13 protein-coding genes are annotated in these 14,105 nt (G+C 72.2%); 7 read left to right on the top strand and 6 right to left on the bottom strand.

Going from position 1 to position 14,105, the window contains the following annotated elements:
* Nucleotides 1-6: 6 nt before the first annotated feature.
* Nucleotides 7-456 (top strand): hemerythrin domain-containing protein, encoded by a 450-nt coding sequence (locus ABD297_RS00810; protein WP_344252209.1) that lies wholly within the window; start codon nt 7-9, stop codon nt 454-456.
* Here the strand turns inward: ABD297_RS00810 and ABD297_RS00805 are convergent.
* Entirely contained in the window at nt 440-2,695 is a 2,256-nt protein-coding gene (locus ABD297_RS00805; RefSeq protein ID WP_344252208.1) for an MMPL family transporter, read from the bottom strand. The two genes, ABD297_RS00810 and ABD297_RS00805, sit on opposite strands and share 17 nt — an antisense overlap.
* Nucleotides 2,696-2,858: 163 nt before the next feature.
* Here ABD297_RS00805 and ABD297_RS00800 point away from each other — a divergent pair, with 163 nt between their 5' ends.
* The 4 genes from ABD297_RS00800 to ABD297_RS00785 are packed head-to-tail and all read left to right on the top strand — an operon-like array spanning nt 2,859 to nt 8,789.
* Nucleotides 2,859-5,528: a response regulator gene (locus ABD297_RS00800; protein WP_344252207.1), complete on the top strand. Its 2,670-nt coding sequence runs from the start codon at nt 2,859-2,861 to the stop codon at nt 5,526-5,528.
* The gene (locus ABD297_RS00795; RefSeq protein ID WP_344252206.1) at nt 5,525-5,917 is read left to right on the top strand and encodes a response regulator; all 393 of its coding nucleotides are present in this window, start codon (nt 5,525-5,527) and stop codon (nt 5,915-5,917) included. The genes ABD297_RS00800 and ABD297_RS00795 overlap by 4 nt, the downstream gene beginning before the upstream one ends.
* Nucleotides 5,917-7,074, top strand: coding sequence for a response regulator (locus ABD297_RS00790; protein WP_344252468.1), 1,158 nt, complete (start codon nt 5,917-5,919; stop codon nt 7,072-7,074). The genes ABD297_RS00795 and ABD297_RS00790 overlap by 1 nt, the downstream gene beginning before the upstream one ends.
* Nucleotides 7,071-8,789 (top strand): peptide ligase PGM1-related protein, encoded by a 1,719-nt coding sequence (locus ABD297_RS00785; protein ID WP_344252205.1) that lies wholly within the window; start codon nt 7,071-7,073, stop codon nt 8,787-8,789. The genes ABD297_RS00790 and ABD297_RS00785 overlap by 4 nt, the downstream gene beginning before the upstream one ends.
* A gap of 4 nt (nt 8,790-8,793) precedes the next feature.
* On the opposite strand, the gene ABD297_RS00780 is transcribed toward ABD297_RS00785, so the two are convergent.
* On the bottom strand, nt 8,794-8,985 hold the full coding sequence (locus ABD297_RS00780; RefSeq protein WP_344252204.1) for a hypothetical protein: 192 nt from the start codon (nt 8,983-8,985) through the stop codon (nt 8,794-8,796).
* Between the two features lie 150 nt (nt 8,986-9,135).
* Between ABD297_RS00780 and ABD297_RS00775 the strand changes: the two genes are divergently transcribed.
* Complete coding sequence (locus ABD297_RS00775) at nt 9,136-9,810, top strand: Crp/Fnr family transcriptional regulator (RefSeq protein WP_344252203.1); 675 nt, start codon at nt 9,136-9,138, stop codon at nt 9,808-9,810.
* A gap of 71 nt (nt 9,811-9,881) precedes the next feature.
* On the opposite strand, the gene ABD297_RS00770 is transcribed toward ABD297_RS00775, so the two are convergent.
* Nucleotides 9,882-10,757 carry an alpha/beta fold hydrolase gene (locus tag ABD297_RS00770; protein ID WP_344252202.1) on the bottom strand — a complete coding sequence of 292 codons (876 nt, stop codon included), beginning with the start codon at nt 10,755-10,757 and terminating at the stop codon, nt 9,882-9,884.
* A gap of 147 nt (nt 10,758-10,904) precedes the next feature.
* Here ABD297_RS00770 and ABD297_RS00765 point away from each other — a divergent pair, with 147 nt between their 5' ends.
* A complete protein-coding gene (locus ABD297_RS00765) occupies nt 10,905-11,231 on the top strand; it encodes a DUF952 domain-containing protein (protein WP_344252201.1) in 327 nt (108 codons plus the stop codon).
* Nucleotides 11,232-11,345: 114 nt separating this feature from the next.
* Here the strand turns inward: ABD297_RS00765 and arfB are convergent, their stop codons facing one another.
* From arfB to ABD297_RS00750, 3 genes are all read right to left on the bottom strand, one after another.
* Nucleotides 11,346-11,801, bottom strand: coding sequence for an alternative ribosome rescue aminoacyl-tRNA hydrolase ArfB (gene arfB, locus ABD297_RS00760; protein ID WP_344252200.1), 456 nt, complete (start codon nt 11,799-11,801; stop codon nt 11,346-11,348).
* Nucleotides 11,802-11,911: 110 nt separating this feature from the next.
* Complete coding sequence (locus ABD297_RS00755; RefSeq protein ID WP_344252199.1) at nt 11,912-12,688, bottom strand: SDR family NAD(P)-dependent oxidoreductase; 777 nt, start codon at nt 12,686-12,688, stop codon at nt 11,912-11,914.
* A gap of 24 nt (nt 12,689-12,712) precedes the next feature.
* Nucleotides 12,713-13,858, bottom strand: coding sequence for an acyl-CoA dehydrogenase family protein (locus ABD297_RS00750; protein WP_344252198.1), 1,146 nt, complete (start codon nt 13,856-13,858; stop codon nt 12,713-12,715).
* Nucleotides 13,859-14,105 lie beyond the last annotated feature (247 nt).

Here is a 14,105-nt window from a genome sequence, read left to right as displayed (position 1 = left end):
CAGCTGATGTGCAGCTACTGCGGATGTGCCGACCTCGAGGTCGTCGGCCGGTTCATGGCCGAGCACGAGCACATCGTCAACCACCTGAGCGCCCTGCGCGACGGGCTCGAGCACCCGGACCGCCGCCGCGCTGCCGCCGAGACGCTCGCGGCGCACCTGCTGCCGCACGTCGAGGCGGAGGAGGCCGGGCTCTTCACGGTCATGGCCCGCGACGAGGTCTTCACCGACCACATCAGCCGGCTGTGCGGCGAGCACCACGAGCTCGACGAGCTGCTCGCACGCGTCGCCGACGGAGAGGTCGATCTCTACCCGCGCTTCGAGGACGCCCTCCGCGAGCACATCAGCCGCGAGGACAACGGGCTCTTCCCCGCCGCGGCCATCCACCTCGGGGGCCAGGAGTGGGACGAGGTGGAGCGGCTGACCCCGAGGGCCGGGGCGGTCAGGACGGACCGCTAGGGGACGACTCGCGGGGCGCGCCGTCATCCAGACGCGCGTGGACGTCGACGACGGACTCGGAGCCCGGCTCGTGGCGGCCGGCCCGAGGCAGCCCGACCGGCCACCAGATCCGGTCGCCGAGGTCGTAGGAGACGGCCGGGACGAGGAGGCTGCGCACGACGAGGGTGTCGAGCAGCACGCCGAACGCGACGATGAAGGCGATCTGCACGAGGAAGAGGATCGGCAGCACCGCGAGAGCCGAGAAGGTCGACGCGAGAACGATGCCCGCGCTCGTGATGACACCGCCGGTCACGGCCAGCGCCACGAGGATGCCGGGTCGCGTGCCGCGCGTGCGTGACTCCTCACGGACGCGCGTCATGAGGAAGATCGAGTAGTCGATGCCCAGAGCGACGAGGAAGACGAAGCCGTAGAGCGGTGTCGAGGGGTCGGACCCGGGGAAGCCGAAGACGTGGTTGAAGGCGATCGCCGACACCCCCATGGTCGCGGCGAACGACAGCACGTTGGCGGCGACGAGGACGAGCGGCGCGACGATCGAGCGCAGGAGCAGCATCAGGACGACGAAGATCACCCCGAGGATCGTCGGGATGATGACCTTGAGGTCGCGCTCGCTGGCCAGGCGCACGTCGAGGTTCGTCGCCGTGGTCCCACCGACGAGCACGTCGGTCCCGACCCGGTCCAGCGACGCCCGGAGCGTCTCGATCGTGTCCTCGGCCTGCACGCTGTCGGCGGCCGCGTCGAGGGTGCCCTGGACGATGACCTGGCCGTCGACGACCTTGGGCGGCTGCCCCGGCACGAGGCCGACCTGCGCGTTGCTCACCCCGTCCGTCGCGTCGAGCACTTGCACGACGGCTTCGGCCTTGGCCTCGGGCGCGGCGACCTGCACCGGCGACCCGGAGCCGGCGGGGAAGTGGCGGGCCAGCACCTCCTGCCCGGTCACCGAGTCGACCTTGGTCAGGAACAGGTCCGACTGGGCGATGCCCCGGGCGTTGAGGGTGGGCAGGAAGGCGGCGCAGGCCACGAGCGCGAGCAGCGTGACCACCCAGGTGCGCCTCGGCCGCCGCCCCACCAGACCGGCGACCCGCCCCCAGATGCCGCGCGTGCCGACAGCGTCGGCGCTGTGGACGTGGTCGACGTGGGGGACCTGCGGCCAGAAGATGCGACGGCCGATCAGCAGCAGCACCGCGGGCAGGAAGGTCAGGGAGGCGACGAAGGCGCCGACGATGCCGAGCGCGCCCACCGGGCCGAGGCCCTTGGTGCTGCCGAGGTCCGACAGGCGCAGACACAGCAGGCCGAGCACGACCGTGGCGGCGCTCGCGGCGATGGGCTCGAGGGCCGCCCGCCACGCCTTCTTCATCGCCGCCCACGTCGACTCGTCGTCGTGCAGCTCCTCCTTGAAGCGCGCGACGAGGAGCAGGGCGTAGTCCGTCGCCGCGCCGACCACGAGGATCGACAGGATGCCCTGGCTCTGCCCGCTCAGGCTGATGGCGCCGTTCTTCGCGAGCGGGAAGACGACGAGCGCCGCCAGCGACAGGCCGAACATGGCGGTGATGAGCACCGCGAACGGCAGGATCGGGCTGCGGTAGACGATGAGCAGGATGAGGAAGACGACGCCGAGGGCGACGAGCAGCAGGATGCCGTCGATGCCGCTGAAGGCGATGATGAAGTCGGCGAAGAAGCCACCAGCCCCGGTGACGTGGACCGTCAGGCCCGACGGGCCCAACGACGACGCCGCGGACTCCCGCAGAGCCTGCGCGACGGCATACAACGCCGTGTCGCCGCCGATGGTCACCTCGGCCTTGTCGGCGAGGAAGGCCACGGGGACGAGGGCGGCCTGCTTGTCCTGGCTCGGGATCGCACCCGTCGGGGGCGTCTGGAGGAACTCACCGACCGTCCGCGTCGGGTCGGAGAGCTTGAGGTCGGGGATGCCGGCGACCCAGCCCTGGACGGCCTGCAGATCAGCCGGTGTCAGCCCGCTCGTGCGCTCGACCACGACGAGGTAGGGCAGGGTCTGCGTGTCGGTGGTGCGCTGCACGAGCTTGCTCACCGACGTCGACTCGGCAGACGGCGGCAGGAAGTTCGCGTTGTCGTTCGTCGCGACCTCCGAGAGGCGGCCGACCAGCGGACCGCCGACGCCCCCGACGGCCAGCCAGGCGAGCACGGCGAGGGCGGCTACCCAGCGCACCACGGCGCGCCCCTTCGGTCTCGACGGCCCGCCCGTGCCCCGAGAAGTCTCGCTCATGCACACATCATGGAGCAGGGCCCGGCGGCAAGGTTGGACACCGCCGCAACCCGTGGGGGCCCCACCCACCCACGACGTCGGACGTTTGCGTGGTGCGACGGCGCGGCGGGGAGGACACTCGTGTGGGGGACCAGAGGGACTCACAGCACGATGGGGGACTCGCATGGGCGGGTTCGAGGCAGCCGTTGGGGACTCGGCGAGCAGGGACCGCGCCGAGCTCGAGTCCCGTCTGGCCGAGGTCCGGGAGCAGTTCCGGGCCACGAGCGACGTCCTCAAGGTCCTGACGAGCGCCACGCACACGGGACAGCCGGGTCGGGACCGGGTCTTCGACACCGTCGTGGACAACGCGCGGAGGCTGCTCGGCGCTCAGGTAGCGCAGATCTACCTCGTCGACGGTGACGGGTTCGTGCTGGCCCGCTCAAGCGGGCTCACGCCGGAGTTCGTCGACTTCGTCGCCGAGCACCCCATTGCGCGTGACCGGTCCACCCTGGTCGGACGCGTCACGATGGACCGGGTCATCCACCGCATCGACGACGTCCTGGCCGACCCGGGGTACGGGCGCACGGACTTCCAGCAGCTCGGCGGCTACCGGACCATGATGGGCGCGCCCATGGTCGTGGGCGACGAGGTGGTCGGCGCCCTCAACGTCTGGCGCACCGAGGTCGATCCCTTCGACGAGCGGGCCGAGGAGCTGCTGACGACGTTCGCCGAGCAGGCCGCGCTCGCGCTGCGCCACGTCGAGCTCTTCGCCGCCGTCGAGAGCCGGTCAGCCGAGCTGGCCCGCAAGGTCGACCAGCTCGAGGCGCTCGCGGAGGTCGGCGCGGCCATCAGCTCGACGCTCGTGCCCGACGAGATCCTCGCCCTCATCGTCTCCAGGGCCGTCGAGCTGTCGGGGACCGACGGCGGGTCCCTCATGGAGTTCGACGAGCAGACCGGCCTGTTCGGCGTGCGCACCGTGTCAGGGACGAGCCCGGAGGTCATCGCTGCCCTCCGTGCCGCCGAGATCCACATCGACCGCACCTGGGTCGGGCGGTCCGCCCTGACTCGTGAGGTGCTCCAGATCCCCGACCTCGACGACGTGCCGCTGCCCCTCGACGAGCACCTCGCGGTGCTGCACGGCTCCGGCTGGCGCTCGCTCGTGGCCATCCCGCTGTCGCGGGCGGACCGTGTCGTCGGCGCGCTCGTCGTGCGGCGCAAGTCGCCCGGCAGCTTCAGCGCCGAGACGTGCGAGCTGCTGGCGGCCTTCGCCAGCCAGTCGGCGGTCGCCCTGACGAACGCGCGCCTCTACCAGCAGCTGGAGCTGCAGAGCGTCGAGCTGGCCCGGGCCAGCCGGCACAAGTCGGAGTTCCTCGCGAGCATGTCGCACGAGCTGCGCACCCCGCTCAACGCCGTCATCGGCTTCTCCGAGGTCCTGCTCGAGCGGATGTTCGGCGAGCTCAACGAGCGCCAGGAGGACTACCTCCAGGACATCCTCGCGGCCGGGCGACACCTGCTCGCGCTCCTCGGCGACATCCTCGACCTGTCCAAGATCGAGGCCGGCCGCATGGAGCTGGACCTCACGACCTTCCCCGTCGACGACATGGTCGTGCAGGCGCTCTCGCTCGTGCGCGAGCGGGCCGCGCTGCACGGCATACGCCTGACGCTCGAGACCGACGGCGGCCTCGGGGCGGTCACGGCCGACGAGCTCCGGCTCAAGGAGGTGCTGCTCAACCTGCTCAGCAACGCGGTGAAGTTCACCCCCGACGGCGGCAGCGTCGACGTGCGCGCGTGGCGCGACCGCGAGGCGGTCGCCATCACCGTGACCGACACCGGCATCGGCATCGACCCGGCCGACCAGGAGCGGATCTTCGACTCCTTCCAGCAGGGCGAGCGGTCGGCGTCGTCGAGCGAGGGCACGGGTCTCGGGCTGACGCTGAGCCGCCGCATCGTCGAGCTGCACGGCGGGCGCCTCTGGCTCTCCAGCACACCCGGCGAGGGCAGCACGTTCGGCCTCTCGATCCCGCAGCCGAGCGCCGAGCCGCCCGACGAGCCGGTCTGGATGCTCGACGACGGGGCCGTGGGCGGCCCGACCGTGGTCGTCATCGAGGACGACCCGCGCTCGGCGGAGCTCGTCGGGCTCCACCTGCGTGCGGCCGGGCTGCGGGCCGTCCCGGCCTCGACCGGGGAGCAGGGGCTCGACCTCGTCCGGTCGCGCGACCCCTTCGCCGTCATCCTCGACATCCACCTGCCGGGCATGGACGGGTGGGAGGTGCTCGCCGCCCTCAAGAGCGACCCGGCGACGGCCGCGGTGCCGGTCGTCGTCGTCAGCGTCGAGCCGGAGCGCGGTCGGGGCTTCGCGCTCGGGGCGACGGAGTACCTCGTCAAGCCGGTCAGCGGCGACCACCTCCTGGCCGCGGTGACGCGCCTGCTGTCGCCGGCGCAGGCACGCGAGGCCGGCGCCGGGCTCAGCGTCGTGGTCGTCGACGACGACCCCCTCGCGCTCAAGCTCGTGCGCAGCACGCTCGAGCCGCTGGGCTGGGAGGTGCACACGTGCGCTGGAGGTCAGCAGGCGGCCGACCTCGTGCGGGCCGTCGCGCCCTCGGTCGTCGTCATGGACCTGCTCATGCCGCAGGTCGACGGCTTCGCCGTGATCGACGAGCTGCGTCCCGACCGGGAGTCCGACGGTCCGCCGATCGTCGTGCTGACGGCGAAGACCCTGACGCCGCAGGATCGCTCGCGCCTCGAGGGGCGCATCGCCTTCGTCGCCGAGAAGGCGGGTATCGACCTGCCGGGCCTCGCCCGCCGGCTCGCTGCCGTGGCTGCTGCCCACCCGGCGCCGGAGGAAGGGCCATGAGCGGTCCACCGGTGGTGCTCCTCGTCGAGGACAACCCCCGCAACCTCAAGCTGGCCCGCGACGTGCTGGAGTATGCCGGCTTCTCCGTCGTCGTGGCCACCACCGGCGAGGAGGCGGTCGAGCAGGCGAGGACGATCCTGCCGGACGTCATCCTGATGGACCTCCAGCTCCCCGGGATCGACGGCTTCGCCGCACTCGAGCTGATCCGTGACCACGAGCCGACGTCGCATATCCCGATCGTCGCGCTTACGGCGTTCGCCATGCACCGCGACCGCGAGCGGGCCCTCGTCTCGGGCTTCGCCGGCTACCTCGAGAAGCCGATCAGCGTCCGTGAGTTCCCGGCGCAGGTGCGCCGCCACCTGCCCCGACACGAGGCTGCGGACCCGTGATGCCCGTCCGCGGCGACGCGATGGTCCCGCCGCTCACCGGCGTGCGGGTCCTCGTCGTCGACGACCTCGAGCAGAACCGCAGGCTCATGCATGCCGTCCTCGAGCCCCGGGGCTTCGTCGTGCGCTCGGAGTCGTCGGGCCCGGCTGCGCTCGAGGCGCTCGCCGAGTGCGAGGTCGACGTGGTCCTGCTCGACGTGCTGATGCCCGTCATGGACGGCTACGAGACGTGTCAACGCATCAAGGCCGACCCGCACACGGCGATGCTGCCCGTCGTCATGGTGACCGCGAGCGGCACGCAGCAGCGCCTGCGCGCGCTCGAGGTGGGCGCCGACGACTTCGTCACCAAGCCCTTCGACCAGGCCGAGCTCATGGCGCGGGTCCGTTCGCTGGCCCGGGTCAAGCGGCTGCACGACACCGTCGTCGAGCAGACGGTCGCCCTCGAGCGCTGGACCGCCGAGCTCGAGTCGCGGGTCGCCGAGCAGGTCGCGGACCTCGAGCGGCTGAGCCGGCTGCGCCGCTTCCTCTCGCCGCAGATCGCCGGCCTCATCGTCGAGTCGGGGGACGAGTCGTTCCTCGAGAGCCACCGCCGCGACATCACCACGGTGTTCACCGACCTCCGGGGCTTCACGGCCTTCGCCGAGACCTCGGAGCCGGAGGAGACGATGGCCGTCCTCCGCGACTACCACGCGGCGCTCGGCGAGCTCGTCTTCCACTACGAGGGGACGCTCGAGCACTTCGCGGGTGACGGGCTCATGGTCTTCTTCAACGACCCGCCGCCGTGCGCCGACGCACCGCGACGGGCCGTGCGCATGGCGCTCGAGATGCGCGACCGGGTCGACGAGCTGGCGGCGCAATGGCGCCGGCAGGGCCACGACCTCGGCTTCGGGGTCGGCATCGCGCAGGGCTACGCGACGCTCGGCCGGGTCGGGTTCGAGGGGCGGTGGGACTACGCCGCGATCGGGACCGTCACCAACGTGGCGGCCCGGCTGTGCGCCGCGGCCACGACCCGCCAGGTCCTCATCAGCCCTCGGGTGCGGGCCGGCCTCGACGACAGCTTCGAGACCCGTTCGCTCGGCCCCGTCGAGCTGCGCGGGATCTCGCGTCCCCTCGAGGTCCACGAGGTGATCGGCACGATCGGGCAGGAGGCCTTCCCATGAGCTCACCCACCGGAGCCCCGACGTCCCCGACGTCCCCGGCGCACGCGGCGCCCTCGGCACCCACGGCGGCGTCGGCACCCACGGCGGCGTCGGCCGGTGCCCTCGCTGACCTCGACGAGGCCACCCGCGACGCGCTCTTCGACGAGCTCCAGGAGCGGCTGCCCGCGGTGTGGCGCCTCATCCGGCAGGGGGACCCGCTCGAGTCGGTCGTCGTCGTGCCGTCGATGAGCGCCGACAAGCTCGCCCCGTCCGCCGGCGCCGTGAACCAGGCGATGGAGGAGCGGCTGCTCTTCCTGCTGCTGCTCCTGCGCCAGCCGCGCCTCCGGATGGTCTACGTCACCTCGATGCCGATCAACGAGCACGTCGTGGAGTACTACCTCTCGCTGCTGCCGGGCGTCATCCCGAGCCACGCCCGGTCTCGCCTCCAGCTCGTCTCGGTCGGCGACTCGTCGGCGACGCCCCTGACCGACAAGCTGCTGGCCCGTCCCCGGCTGGTGGCACGCATCGCCGGGCTCGTGCCCGACGTCACGCGCTCCCACCTCGTGCCCTACACGAGCACGACTCGCGAGCGGGACCTCTCGCTCCTGCTCGGGATCCCGATGTATGCCGCCCACCCGCGCCTCTACCCGTTGGGGACCAAGACGGGCTGCCGTCGCGTCTTCGCCGAGGCCGGCGTCGACCACCCGTTCGGGGCCGAGGACCTCCACTCGGTCGACGAGGTCGTCGATGCCGTCCTCGACCTGCTCGCGGCCCGGCCGGGGGTGCAGTGGGCGATGGTCAAGCTCAACGAGGGGGTGTCCGGGTCGGGCAACGCGCTCGTCGACCTGTCGGGCCTGACTGCGGGACAGGGGAGCTCGAGGATCGGTGGTCCGGCTGATCTGCACGCCGACCTGCACGCCGGTCTGCGCGCAGAGGTCGAGGCGCGGGTGCGCGCGATGCAGCTCGAGGACGTACGCGTCGGGATCGACGCGTACCTCGCGAAGCTCGAGGAGCGGGGCGGGATCGTCGAGGAGCGGGTCGTCGGCGACGAGGTCCGCAGCCCGAGCGTGCAGCTGCACGTGACGCCCCTCGGTGAGCTCGCGGTCCTCTCGACGCACGACCAGGTCCTCGGTGGGCCCACGGGGCAGATGTACCTCGGGGCGCGCTTCCCCGCCGACCCGGCCTACGCCACCACGATCAGCCGCGAGGCCGAGAAGGTCGGTCGGGTCCTCGCCGACAAGGGCGTCCTCGGCCGGTTCGCCCTCGACTTCGTCGTCGTCCGGCAGGGCGACCGCTGGCAGACCCACGCCATCGAGGTCAACCTCCGCAAGGGCGGCACGACCCACCCGTTCCTGACGCTGCAGTTCCTGACGGACGGCGAGTACGTCCAGGAGGAGGGCCGCTACCTGACGCCGTCCGGGGCCGAGCGCCACCTCGTGGCCACCGACCACCTCGAGGACGAGTCGCTCATGGGCCTCGGTGTCGACGACCTCTTCGACCTCGTCGCGCGGGCCGGCCTGCACTTCGACCAGTCGCGCCAGACCGGAGTCGTCTTCCACATGATCAGCTCGATCACCGAGTGCGGCCGGGTGGGCATGACGGCGATCGGGGACACGCCAGACTCCGCCCAGGATGTGTTCGACCGGGCGGAGTCGGCGTTGCTCGCCGAGGCGCGTGCGTCGCTGGAGCCGCTCCCGGTCCCCCTTCGGGTGCGCCTCGACGAGGGCTTGCGGTGAGCCCTCAGGGCGAGATCGAGGCAGAGTGGATGAGAGCGCCGACGTATGCCTGGTGCCAGGTCAGGCGAGCCACGACCGACCGGGCCGAGGCGCCTCCACAGTCGCACTCCCAGGTCCAGCCGCCCAGTGGGAGCCGGGTAACCCGGGGGTGGTGGTGGGCGAGGTCCGGGTGGACCCGCCGTGTCGTCGTCGTCATCGAACTGCCTTTCCTCCACGAGGGGTTCGCTGCCCCCCGCCCTGTGGATGTGCTCACGGACGACGATCCCGCGTGCTCGGGCGCGCGTCTGTGCGCACCACGACACCCGGGACGTGTCCGCGAGCACGCCCCGACCACACCGTCGCTGCCGTGAACGTCGACGTGGGGCTGCTCTCCGAGCTCGCCGCCGAGGAGCGCCGGGAGGTGCTGGCGACCATGCACCGGCACTCGTACGTGGCGGGCGAGGTCGTCTTCCACGAGGGTGACGCCGCCGACTCCGTCCACTTCGTCGTCGAGGGGCGGGTCGTGGCGCGCCGCTCCTCCGAGCACGGTGACCGGCTCGCCTACGCCGTCATGGGCCCCGGCCAGGCGTTCGGTGAGCTCGCGATGATCGTGCGGGCGGGACGCCGGACCGCGACGATCGAGGCCGTCGAGCCCACCGTGACGCTCGCCCTGCGCTACGCCGACTTCGAGCGGCTGTGCGCGCGCCGCCCCGAGGTCAGCCGGCTGCTCGTGCGGCTGCTCGCGGCTCGGGTCAACCGGCTGACCGAGGCCCTCATGGAGGCGCTGCACACGTCGGCCGACACGCGTGTCGTCCACAGCCTCGTGTCGCTGTGCGGTGTCTACTCCACCGGCGCGCAAGGACACTCACCCGTCTCGGTCCAGTTGAACCAGACCGTGCTCGCGGAGCTCGCCGGGGTGACGCGCCCGACTGCGAACCGGGTGCTGCGTCGCCTCGAGGCCGACGGCGTCGTCACGCTCGACCGTGGCCGCGTCGTCGTCCTCGACCCCGAGGCGCTCCGCCGGGCAGGCGCCCGCGGGTAGCCGTCCCGCGCGGCCACACAACATACGCCCGCTGGGTTCGTGCTCCGGCGAGCTGGTCTCCATCGTGCGGGTCACTCGTGGATGAAGGCCTCGAGGACGCTCGCGAAGCGGTCGGGCTGCTCCAGGTGCGGGAAGTGGCCGGCGCCCTCGAAGAGCACGACCTTCGCCCCCGGGAAGATCTCGTGGGCCCGCTCGGCATGGCCGACCGGGATCATCCGGTCCCGGGTGCCCCAGATGACGAGCGTCCGGATCCGCTCGGCGGCGGGCAGGTGGTCCAGCGCGTTGACCGTCTGGCCACCCGGGTCGATGACACCGCGGGTCGTGGCGAGGAAGGCGCGACGGCTCTCGGCGTCGGAGAGCGACGTGAAGCCCTTCCACGCCGCCGACGCGTCGGCGCTCGGCCGCCAGCCGAGCCCACGCACGGCCCGCCCCAGCGACTCGACGCGCTCGCGCACCCAGCTCGACGCGATGACCGGCAGCACGAGCTCGGCGCCGGGCAGGGTCGCCGAGCGCAGCAGCGGGCTCACCGTGCGACCCAGCCCACCCGTCGACACGAGCACGAGCGCCTCGACCCGCTCCGGGAAGAGGTAGCAGAACTGCATGGCGATGCCGCCGCCCAGCGAGTGGCCCACGAGCGTGACGCGCTCGATGCCGAGCAGGTCGATGAGGTCGCGCAGGATCGCGGCGTGCGAGCCGAGCGAGTAGTCGCCCACCGGCTTGGCCGAGGCGCCGTGCCCGAAGAGGTCGGGGATGACGACGCGGTGGTCGGTGTCGAGGCGGTCGACGAGGTGCGTCCAGTTCTCGTGCGAGCCGAGCAGGCCGTGGATGAAGAGGATCGCCGACCCCTCGCCGGTGTCGACGAAGGAGAGGTCGTGCCCGCGCAGGCTCGCGACCCGCGGCGGGTAGCGCAGCCCGGCGTCGTCACGCGGCTCCTGCGTCCTCGTCATGCTCCCTCGACCTCCTGCCGTGCGTGCGGCCGAGAACGGCTGGTCCGCAACGGTCCACACCACCAGCGTCCCTCGCTCCGGGGGAGTGGCGCTGGACCTGAGACGCACCTCACCGCACCTGCTGCGGGCTTGGTAGCGTCGCGCGCCATGATCTACCACCTCGCCGAGCAGGCCCACTGGGAGCAGGCGCTCCGGGACGGCACCTACACCCGGTCGACGCGTGGGCGCTCGCTCGCGGAGGAAGGTTTCGTGCACGCATCCTCGGGGCAGCAGTGGCCCGTCGTCCGCTCGCGGTTCTACGCCGACGTCACCGAGCCGCTCGTCCTGCTCCACATCGACGAGACGCGCCTCTCCTCCCGCGTCGTGCACGAGGTCGGCGACCCGGCGACGGGCGAGACGTTCCCGCACGTCTACGGACCCATCGAGGTGGACGCCGTCGTCGGCACGACGCTCCTGCCCCCGCCCCACGCCTGACCCCACCCTCCAACCGTCGAGAGGCCACGAACGGCCCACCCCCGATCGTCGAGAGGCCACGAACGGCCCACCCCCGACCGTCGAGGGGCCACGAACGGCCCGTGGCGGAGGCGGTCACTCGGGCTGGACCCGACCCCGCCCCGACTTGAGCTGGGACCGGCGCTTCTTGCCCTCGACCCGTCGCCGCTGCGAGCCGCGCGTCGGCTTCGTCGCGCGGCGCGCCGGGGGTGGGGGAGCGAGACCCTCGCCCAGCAGCGCGACCAGCCGCTCCCGAGCTGCCGCGCGGTTGCGCAGCTGGGACCGGTGCTCGGAGGCGACGACCGTGACCCGGCCACCCACGAGCCTCCCGGCCAGGGCCGTGACCAGGCGCTCGCGCTGGGTCGGGGTCAGGGCGGTCGAGGCCTCGACGTCGAGGACGAGCTCGACCCGGCTGTCCGTGGTGTTGACGCCCTGGCCGCCCGGACCGGACGAGCGGCTGAACCGCTCGACGAGCTCGACCGCCGGCACGACGAGGCCGCGACGCAGGCCGGGTCCCGGCGGGACCACGAGATCACCGCCCGGCTCGTTCACGTCCTCATTGTGCCTGCCTGCCGCCGCGGTCGAGCCGATCGGCTCCCAGCCGCGGGTCAACCTGGGACTCAGCGAGGCGGCATACGCACCAAGCGAGGCGGCATACGCGCTCAGCGAGGCGGCATGCGCAGGGCGCCGTCCAGGCGGATGACCTCGCCGTTGAGCATCGGGTTGTCGACGACGTGGCGCACGAGGTTGGCGTACTCCTCCGGTCGGCCGAGGCGCGACGGGTGCGGGACCTGCTTCTCGAGGACCTCCTTGACCTCGCCGGGCAGGCCCGCGAGCATCGGCGTCTCGAACGTGCCGGGGGCGATCGTCATGACGCGGATCGCCTTGTCGGCCAGGTCACGGGCGGCCGAGAGCGTCAGGCCGACGATGCCGCCCTTGCTCGCGGCGTAGGCGGCCTGGCCGATCTGGCCGTCGAAGGCCGCGATGCTCGCCGTGTTGACGATGACGCCGCGGTCGCCGTCGAGGGGCTCGTTGCCGAGCATGGCGGCGGCGGCGAGGCGCAGCACGTTGAAGGAGCCGACGAGGTTGATGTCGACGACCGTCCTGAACGTCTCGAGCGAGAGCGGCCCCCCGCGGCCGATGACGCGCCCTGGGGTGGCGACACCGGCGCAGTTCACGGCGATGCGCAGCTCACCGAGCTGGGTGGCGCGCTCGATCGCGGCCTGCACCTGGGCCTCGTCGCGCACGTCGGCGGCCATGAAGACCGCACTGCCCTCGCGCTCACCGTTGAGCTCGTCGACGAGCGCCGGCGCCGTCGAGGACTCGAGGTCGATGATGACGACGGTCGCGCCGTCGGCGACGAGGCGACGGGCCGTGGCCCCGCCGAGGCCGGAGCCACCCCCGGTGACGACGGCGACGGTGGACGAGTTCAGCTGCATGGCAGGCCTTTCGGGAGGTGTGGGTCAGCGGGCGAGGAGCTGACGCGAGATGACGAGGCGCTGGATCTGGTTGGTCCCCTCGAAGATCTGGGTGACCTTGGCCTCGCGCATGTAGCGCTCGAGCGGGAAGTCCTCGATGTAGCCGGCGCCGCCGAGCACCTGCACGGCGTCCGTCGTCACCTTCATCGCGGCGTCCGTGGCGACGAGCTTGGCGACCGCCGCCTCCTTGCCGAAGGCGCGGCCGGCGTCCTTGAGCCGCGCCGCGTGGAGGTAGGTCGCGCGGGCGGACGTCACGGCCGCCTCCATGTCGGCCAGCAGGAACGCGAGGCCCTGGAAGTCACCGATGCGCCTGCCGAACTGCTGGCGCTCGTTCGCGTAGTCCGCGGCGGCGTCGAGAGCAGCCTGGGCGAGTCCCGTCGCCGCCGCGGCGATCCCGAGGCGACCGGCGTCGAGGGCCGACAGCGCCGTCTTCATGCCGTCGCCCTCGCGGCCGATGAGGCGTGCGCCGTCGACGGGGACGTTGTCGAACATGACCTGGGCGACCGGGTCGCAGTGCAGGCCCATCTTGCGCTCGGGCTCGGCGAAGGACAGCCCTGCGGCATCGGCGGGCACGATGAACGTCGAGAGGCCCTTGCCGCCGTCGTCGGAGGTGCGGGCGAAGGTCGTGTAGTAGTCGGCGTGGCCGGCGTGCGAGATCCACGCCTTGGTGCCCTTGAGCGACCAGCCGTCGCCGGTGCGGGTGGCGCGCGCCGTCATCGAGGCGATGTCGGAGCCCGCGAGCGGCTCGGACAGGCAGTAGGCGCCGAGCTGCTCGCCGGAGAGCATCCCGGGCAGCAGGTCCGCCTGCTGCTCAGGGGTGCCGAAGGTCGCGACGGGGTATGCCGTGAGGCCGTGGACGCTGACGCCGACCGCCACGCTCATCCAGACGGAGGCGATCTCCTCGACGACCTGGAGGTAGACCTCGTAGGGCTGCCCGGCGCCGCCGTGCTCCTCGGGGTAGGGCAGGGAGAGCAGCCCGGCGCGGCCGAGGGTGCGGAACGTCGCCTCGGGGAAGGTCCGGGCGCGCTCGGCGTCGTCGACCTTCGGTGCGAGGTCCTTGCGGCAGATCTCGCGGGTCAGCTCGATCAGGTCGGCGGCTTCGTCGGTCGGCATCAGCCTCGTCGCTGGCATGGCTAGATACTAGGACGTCCGAGCATTTCGTCCAAAGTGTGAGACGCGCGGGGCTCGACAGCGGGCCGCTCCGTCACCTCCCGGGTCCCGGCCTCACATCCGGGACCCGGCGCGCTCACATCGTCGTGACGGCGGACGCACAGTCAGGACCCAGCCCTCATGCAGACGGGCCAAGTGGCGCCCAAGTCATGGCGATCCAGATACGGGATCTTTGAAATCCCTTGAACCGCAATGACTCCCGGCGCCC

The sequence above is a fragment of the Terrabacter carboxydivorans genome (genome assembly GCF_039532035.1).
GTDB lineage: Bacteria > Actinomycetota > Actinomycetes > Actinomycetales > Dermatophilaceae > Terrabacter > Terrabacter carboxydivorans.
This window is presented reverse-complemented; position numbering and strand designations above follow the sequence as displayed.

What these genes read in the sequence shown, in the direction of transcription:
- ABD297_RS00810 (WP_344252209.1), top strand. Translation starts at nt 7, where the DNA reads ATGTGCAGCTACTGCGGATGTGCCGACCTCGAGGTCGTCGGCCGGTTC.
- ABD297_RS00770 (WP_344252202.1), bottom strand. Translation starts at nt 10,757, where the DNA reads ATGACGAGGACGCAGGAGCCGCGTGACGACGCCGGGCTGCGCTACCCG.
- ABD297_RS00800 (WP_344252207.1), top strand. Translation starts at nt 2,859, where the DNA reads ATGGGCGGGTTCGAGGCAGCCGTTGGGGACTCGGCGAGCAGGGACCGC.
- ABD297_RS00765 (WP_344252201.1), top strand. Translation starts at nt 10,905, where the DNA reads ATGATCTACCACCTCGCCGAGCAGGCCCACTGGGAGCAGGCGCTCCGG.
- ABD297_RS00790 (WP_344252468.1), top strand. Translation starts at nt 5,917, where the DNA reads ATGCCCGTCCGCGGCGACGCGATGGTCCCGCCGCTCACCGGCGTGCGG.
- ABD297_RS00755 (WP_344252199.1), bottom strand. Translation starts at nt 12,688, where the DNA reads ATGCAGCTGAACTCGTCCACCGTCGCCGTCGTCACCGGGGGTGGCTCC.
- ABD297_RS00795 (WP_344252206.1), top strand. Translation starts at nt 5,525, where the DNA reads ATGAGCGGTCCACCGGTGGTGCTCCTCGTCGAGGACAACCCCCGCAAC.
- ABD297_RS00750 (WP_344252198.1), bottom strand. Translation starts at nt 13,858, where the DNA reads ATGCCAGCGACGAGGCTGATGCCGACCGACGAAGCCGCCGACCTGATC.
- ABD297_RS00785 (WP_344252205.1), top strand. Translation starts at nt 7,071, where the DNA reads ATGAGCTCACCCACCGGAGCCCCGACGTCCCCGACGTCCCCGGCGCAC.
- ABD297_RS00805 (WP_344252208.1), bottom strand. Translation starts at nt 2,695, where the DNA reads ATGAGCGAGACTTCTCGGGGCACGGGCGGGCCGTCGAGACCGAAGGGG.
- ABD297_RS00780 (WP_344252204.1), bottom strand. Translation starts at nt 8,985, where the DNA reads ATGACGACGACGACACGGCGGGTCCACCCGGACCTCGCCCACCACCAC.